The organism is Nocardioides stalactiti (assembly GCF_014180715.1).
Taxonomy (GTDB): domain Bacteria; phylum Actinomycetota; class Actinomycetes; order Propionibacteriales; family Nocardioidaceae; genus Nocardioides; species Nocardioides stalactiti.
In genome coordinates this window covers 1,884-8,503 of the sequence record NZ_JACEFC010000151.1, presented here as the reverse complement: position 1 = coordinate 8,503, position 6,620 = coordinate 1,884, and the positions used below count along the sequence as shown (strand labels likewise).

Annotated in this window: 2 protein-coding genes; one reads left to right on the top strand and one right to left on the bottom strand. The window is 70.8% G+C overall.

The genetic code is table 11. The annotated features are described in order from the left end of the window. The first annotated feature begins 153 nt into the window (after nucleotides 1–153). Nucleotides 154–540, top strand: coding sequence for a glycosyltransferase (locus H0487_RS20420; RefSeq protein WP_312856037.1), 387 nt, complete (start codon nucleotides 154–156; stop codon nucleotides 538–540). Nucleotides 541–566: 26 nt separating this feature from the next. On the opposite strand, the gene H0487_RS20415 is transcribed toward H0487_RS20420, so the two are convergent. Further along, on the bottom strand, nucleotides 567–6,620 hold a 6,054-nt coding region (locus H0487_RS20415; protein ID WP_183096062.1), incomplete at its 5' end, for a tandem-95 repeat protein.

Sequence of the window (6,620 nt, the reverse complement as noted above, 5' to 3'; positions counted from 1 at the left end):
CCCCCGCACATCGACACTTCGGATCAGCCACTTCCCGGACCCGCAACACCGACGCTACCCGCGCCCCGACGACCCCGGAAGACCCCAGTCCTCACCGGCGATTGACAACAGAGGGGTACCGCAAAGAAGCTGGTCCCCGGGCTCCGGATGGTCGTGGTCGCCGGCCCTCGCGTCGACCGAACCACGCTGCCGGACGTCCCGGGCCTGGAGGTCCACTCCTACGTCCCCGACCTCTACCGGCAGCTGGCAGCCTGCGACCTGGCCGTCGTCCAGGGCGGGCTGACGACGTCGATGGAGCTCACGGCAGCGGGCCGCCCCTTCCTCTACTTCCCGCTCCGGCACCACTTCGAGCAGAGCTTCCACGTGAGCCACCGCCTCGACCAGTACGGCGCCGGCAAACGGATGGACTACGACGAGTCGACGCCGGAGTCGATCGCGGAGGCGATCGCCGAGGAGATCGGCCGCGAGGTCTCGTACCGACCGGTCGAGACCGACGGTGCCCGTCGCGCGGCTGCGCGCATCGCCGAGCTGTTGAGCTGACGAGGCCCTAGGACGACACGCCCCAGCTAGCTCGGTGTGATGTTGATCGTCCGGACAAGATCGTTGGAGCTCAGGGCGCCGTCGGTCACCCGGATCGTGAAGGTGCGGCTCAGCCCCGGGTCGTGGTTGGTGGTGTTGCGGAACCGGACCGTGCTGAGGACGGCCGCGTAGTTCCCTCGCGACACCGACCCGGTCAGGGTCAGGACCCCGTTGGCGAAGCTGCCCGTGATCCCGCCGGCCGCGTCGACGACGAGCTCGTCACCGGCGAGCGGGCCGGTGATGGTGATCGTGGCGCCCGTGATGATGTTGCTGTCCGGGTCGACGAGCGCGAGGCTCGGGGTGACGTACGAACCGAAGGTGGTCCGCTCGGTGTAGGTCGTGCTCGCCGACCCGTCCGAGATCGTGGGCGCGTCGTTGACCTGGGTGATCGAGATCGTCCGCGTCAGGCCGGTGGAGTTCAGGGAGCCGTCGTTGGCGCGGACCACGAAGGACCGACTGGAGAGGGGCGCATCGCTGGTGGTGTTGCGGAAACCGACGGACCGGAGGGCCGCCTGGTAGTTCGCCGTGCTCGTCGTCCCGGTCAGGGTCAGTACCCCACTCGCGAAGCTGCCGGTGATCCCGTTCTGGTTGGTGAAGGTGAGGGTGTCCCCCGCCACCGGGCTGGTGATCGTCACCGTCGCCGACGACGTCGTCGCAGTGTCGGCGTCGGTCAGGACGAGGCCGGGGGTCACGAGGGCGGAGGTGGCGGACTGCTCGGTGTAGGAGGAGCTCGCGCTCGCGTCGGCGAGCCGCGGCGGGCTGTTCACGTTGGTGAAGTTGATGGTGCGCGACACCGGCGCCGACCACGAGCTCCCGTCACTGACCCGGAAGGTCACCGTGATGCTCGACTCCGGGAAGTGCTCCCGGGTGCTGGAGAACCTGACCGAGCGCAGGATGCCCTGGTAGATCAGGTCCGTGCTCACCCCGGTGAAGGTCAGCACGCCGGTCGTCGTGTCGAAGACCTCCGTGCCGTTCTCCAGCAGCTGGTACGGCTTCAGCCGGTCGCCGGGGACGTACGGGCTCAGGCTCACGGTCGCGCCGGTCATGTATGAGTCGTCGGGGTCGTCGAGCAGCATGCCCGGGCTGACCCTCGCCTCCAGCGTGGTGTCCGGCGAGCCCTCGAGGTACTCGAACGCACCGCTGTCGGGGGTGAGCACCGGGGTGGCGTTGAAGACCGTCGCCACCCGCGTGACGGCGTCGCTCGTGCCCCCGTCGCCGTCGGTGAGGACGAAGCGCACCGTCCGGTCGCCGAGCGTCGGTTCCGACGCGACGCTGCGGTAGGTGATGTTCCGGACCAGCGCCTGGACCGCCACCGGGGTGGCGCTCGCGTTGAGGGTGATCACCAGCGGCGTGGTCCCGCTGCCGCCGGCGAACGACCCGATCTGGACGTTGCTGTAGAAGACGCCGGTCGTGCCGGTGCCGATCTGCCCGGTACCGAAGCCCTGGTTGCGGATCCCGAGCCGGTCCTCGGCGAGGCCTCCGGCAGCGTGGTCGACCGTCAGGCTGCCGCCGGAGAAGTTGGCGCTGTCCGGGTCGGCCACGGTCGTGGACGCCGTGACCACCTTGGCCGACTCACCGAACCGGTAGATCAGAGCGGTGCTCTCGATCGCCGCCAGGACCGGGGCGTCGTTGGCCGAGGCGACCGTGACGACCCGGGTGTCCGGGGTGCTGGCTCCGCCGTCGCCGTCATCGAGCACGAACCGCACGGTGCGGTCGACCGTGGACGGGGTGTCGGAGACGTTGCGGTAGGTGATGTTGCGGAGCAGCGCCTGCGTGGTCGTCGCGGTGGAGGTGTTCTGGAACGTGATCACCAGGGGTGTCGTCCCGCTGCCGCCGGCGAAGGTGCCGACGGTCGCGCCCTGGTAGGTGACGTTGCTCCCGGAGACCCCGATCTGGCCGGCGCCGGTGCCCTGGTTGCGGATCTCCAACCGGTCGTCCGCAGTCCCCCCGGCGGCGTAGTCGATCGTCAGGGTGCCGCCGCCGAAGTTGGCGGAGTCGAGGTCGCTCACCGTGCCGGCTGCGGTGATCACCGTCGCGGGTCCGTTCTCGGTGTAGGCGAGCGTGGTGGTCTCGACGTTGGCCACGACCGGGATGTCGTTGACCGCAGTGAGGGTCACCGCGCGGGTTGCCGGGGCGCTGGTGCCTCCGTCGCCGTCGGTGAGCACGAACCGGACCGTCCGGGTCAGCGTGGCCAGGTTGTCGGCGAGGTTGCGGTAGGTGATGTTGCGGACCAGCGCCTGGGTCCGCGAGGGCGTGGCGAAGTTGTTGAACGTGATCACGAGCGGCGTCGTACCGCTGCCGCCCGTGAAGGTGCCGAAGGCCAGGCCACCGTAGGACACCGTGGAGCCGCTCACCCCGATCTGGCCGGTACCGGAGCCCTGGTTGCGGATCTCGAGGCGGTCGAAGGAGTCCCCGCCGACGGAGTAGCTGACGGTGAGGGTGCCGGTGTCGAAGTCGGTCACGTCGGGCTCGGTCACGGTGCCGGTCGCGGTGATCGGCACGGCGGCGCTGTTCTCCGTGTAGCCGAGGGCGGCGGTCTCGATCGCACCGATCACGGGGGCGTCGTTGGTGGGCGAGACGTTGACCGTCCGGGTGCGCGGCGCGCTCGTCCCGCCGTCACCATCGGTCACCACGAACCGGACCGTCCGGCTGCCGGTGCTCGGCGAATCGGAGACGTTGCGGTAGGTGATGTGCCGCATCAGCACCTGGGCGATCGACGGCGACGCGTCGGCGTCCAGCGTGATCACCAGCGGCGTCGTACCGCTGCCGCCGGCGAACGTGCCGATGGAGACACCACCGCGACTGACCGTGCTGCCCGACACCCCGATCTGCCCGGGACCGTTCCCGACGTTGCGGATCTCGAGCCGATCCTCCGCCAGGCCGCCGGCAGAGAAGTCGACCGTCAGCGTGCCGGTGTCGAAGTTGGCGGAGTCGACGTCGGTGAGGACACCGACGGACGTGATGACCGTGGCCGGGTCGCTCTCGGCGTAGGTCAGTGCGGCAGCCTCGAAGCCTGCCAGCACCGGTACGTCGTTGACCGCAGCGACGCTGATCACGCGGGTCGCCGGCGCACCGGTGCCACCGTCGCCGTCGGTGAGCACGAACCGGGCGGTGCGGTTGGCTGTCGACGGGGTGTCCGAGACGTTGCGGTAGGTGATGTTGCGGACCATCGCGCGCAGGATGGTCGGGTTCGTGTTGGGCCGCAGGGTCACGACCAGTGGGGTGGTGCCGCTGCCACCGGTGAAGGTGCCGACGGGCGCGCCTTGGTAGGTGACGTCCGCACCGGAGATGCCGATCTGCCCGGCGCCGGTGCCCTGGTTGCGGATCTCGAGCCGGTCCTCGGCGGCCCCGCCCACCGGGAGGTCGACGGTCAGCGTGCCGGTGTCGAAGTTGTCGGAGTCGGCGTCGGTCACCAGGGCGTTGTCGGTGATCGGGGTGGCGGCGGCGTTCTCCTGGTAGGCGAGCGCCGTGCCCTCGAGCGAGGAGATGACCGGTGCGTCGTTGACCCGCGAGACGGAGACGGCGCGGGTGACGGCGGCACTGGTGCCCCCGTCGCCGTCGGTCAGCACGAACCGCACCGTGCGGTTGCTGGTGACCGGGTTGTCCGAGACGTTGCGGTAGGCGACGTTGCGGACCAGCGCCTGGACCGCTGCGGGGGTGGCGTTGCCGTTGAGGGTGACCACGAGCGGCGTCGTGCCACTGCCACCCGCGACGGTGCCGATCGTCGTGCCGCCGAAGGTGACGGTGGCTCCGGAGACCCCGATCTGGCCGGCGCCGGTGCCCTGGTTGCGGATCTCGAGCCGGTCCTCGGGCTGACCTCCGGCCGACAGGCTCACGGTCAGGGTGCCGGTGTCGAGGTTGGCCGAGTCGACATCGCCGACCGTGCTGGTCGCCGTCGCCGGGATGCCGGGGTCGTTCTCCGTGTAGGCGAGGGTGGTGCCCTCGATCGCGGCAAGGACCGGGGCGTCGTTGAGCGGGGCGACCGCGACCACCCGCGTCGCCGGGGCACTGGTGCCGCCGTCGCCGTCGGTGAGCACGAAGCTCACGGTCCGGTTCACCGCCGAGGGACTCTCCGAGACGTTGCGGTAGGTGACGTTGCGGACCAGCGCCTCCACCGCGGCCGGGGTGGCACTGCCGTTGAGGGTGACCACGAGCGGCGTCGTACCGCTGCCGCCGGCGACGGTGCCGATCGTCGTACCGCCGAAGGTGACAGTGGCTCCGGAGACCCCGATCTGGCCGGCGCCGGTGCCCTGGTTGCGGATCTCGAGCCGGTCCTCGGGCTGACCTCCGGCCGACAGGCTCACGGTCAGGGTGCCGGTCTCGAAGCCGGCGGAGTCGGGGTCGCTCACCGTCGCGGACGCCGTGACCGGCGTCGCCACCGCGTTCTCCGGGTAGGCGAGGGCCGTCTCCTCGAGGTCGTCGATCATCGGCGCGTCGTTCGTCGCGGCGATGGTGATGTCGCGGCTGACGGCCGTGCTGGTGCCGCCGTCGCCGTCGGTGACGACGAACCGCACGGTCCGGTCGGCGGTGACGGGCGAGTTCGAGGCATTGCGGTAGGTGATGTTGCGGACCAGCGCCTGGACCGCGGCGGGAGTGGCGTCGGCGTCGAGCCCGATCAGCAGCGGATCGGTGCCGCTGCCGCCCGTGAGGCTGCCGATCGTCGTCCCACCGAACGTCACGTCGGATCCGGCCACGCCGATCTGCCCCGCCCCGGTGCCCTGGTCGCGGACGGCCAACCGGTCCTCCGCCTGGCCGGTGCCTCCGGCGAGGTCCACCGTCAGCGTGCCGCCGCCGAGGTCCGCGGAGTCGACGTCACTGACCGTCGCGGTCGCCGTGACCGGGGTCGCGGGGTCGTCCTCGGTGTAGGCCAGGGCGGCGCCCTCTACCTGGGCGATCACCGGGTCGTCGTTGACCGCACAGGTCACCGTGACGCTGACGGTCGCCGTGTCTCCCCCCGGCGAGAGGGTGTAGGTGAACGTGTCGGGCGTCGTCCCAGGCGGGTTGTTGCAGTAGCCCGGGTCCGGCGCGTAGGTCAGGTCGGCCCCGGCGTTGGTCTTCACGACGGTACCGTTGTCCGGCTGGGTCACCACGTCGATCGCGAACGGGTCACCGTCGGCGTCGGTGTCGTTGGCGAGCACGTCGATCGTCGTCGCCGGGTCCTCCGCAGCGACCGCCGCGCTGTCGTTGCGCGCGATCGGCGCGTCGGGCTGGCAGTTCACCTTCACGTCGACCGTCGCCGTGTCACCACCGGGGTCCAGGGCGTAGTCGAAGGAGTCAGGCTCGGTGCCCGGAGGGGTGTTGCAGAAGTCGTCGTTCGGCTCGTAGGTCAGGCTGGCACCGCCGTTGGTGATCGCCACGGTGCCGTCCGCAGGCTGCGTCACGGAGTCGATCGAGATCGGCCCGTGGTCGCCGGCGTCGTCGTTGACCAGGACGTTGAGCGTGGTGGCGGGTGCGTCCTCGTTGACCGTCCTGGCGTCGTTCCTGGCCTTGACCGGGTCGTCGACGCAGGTGATCGTGACCGCGACCGTCCCGGTCGAGCTGCCCGGCGTCAGGGTGTAGGTGAACGTGACCGGCGTGGTGCCCGGCGGGTCGGTGCAGTGGTCGGGAGCCGGCTGGTAGCGCGCCCGGGTGCTGTTGGCGTTGACCGTCACGGTGCCGTGGGTCGGCGCGGTCACCGATGCGATCCGGCGCGGACCGCCGTCGGCGTCGGTGTCGTTGGCCATGACCGCGATCGCGATGACCCCGGAGTCCTCGCCGACGGTCACCGCGTCCGCCACCGCCACCGGCGCGGCAGCGTCGAGGACGCCGACGCGCTCGCAGTCGGGATCGACGACGTCGAAGGAGTCCACGAACGCCCGGTCGTTGGTGCCGTCGCCGCAGTGCATCTGGTCGACGTACGCCGCGCCGTCGCGGTCGTTCATGGTGTCCTGGCCGGCGCCGCCGAAGATCTCGTCGTCGCCCACGTCCCCCTGGATGAGGTCGTCGCCGTCGCCACCCCGGAGCTCGTCGTCACCACCCTGGCCGAAGATCCGGTCGACGCC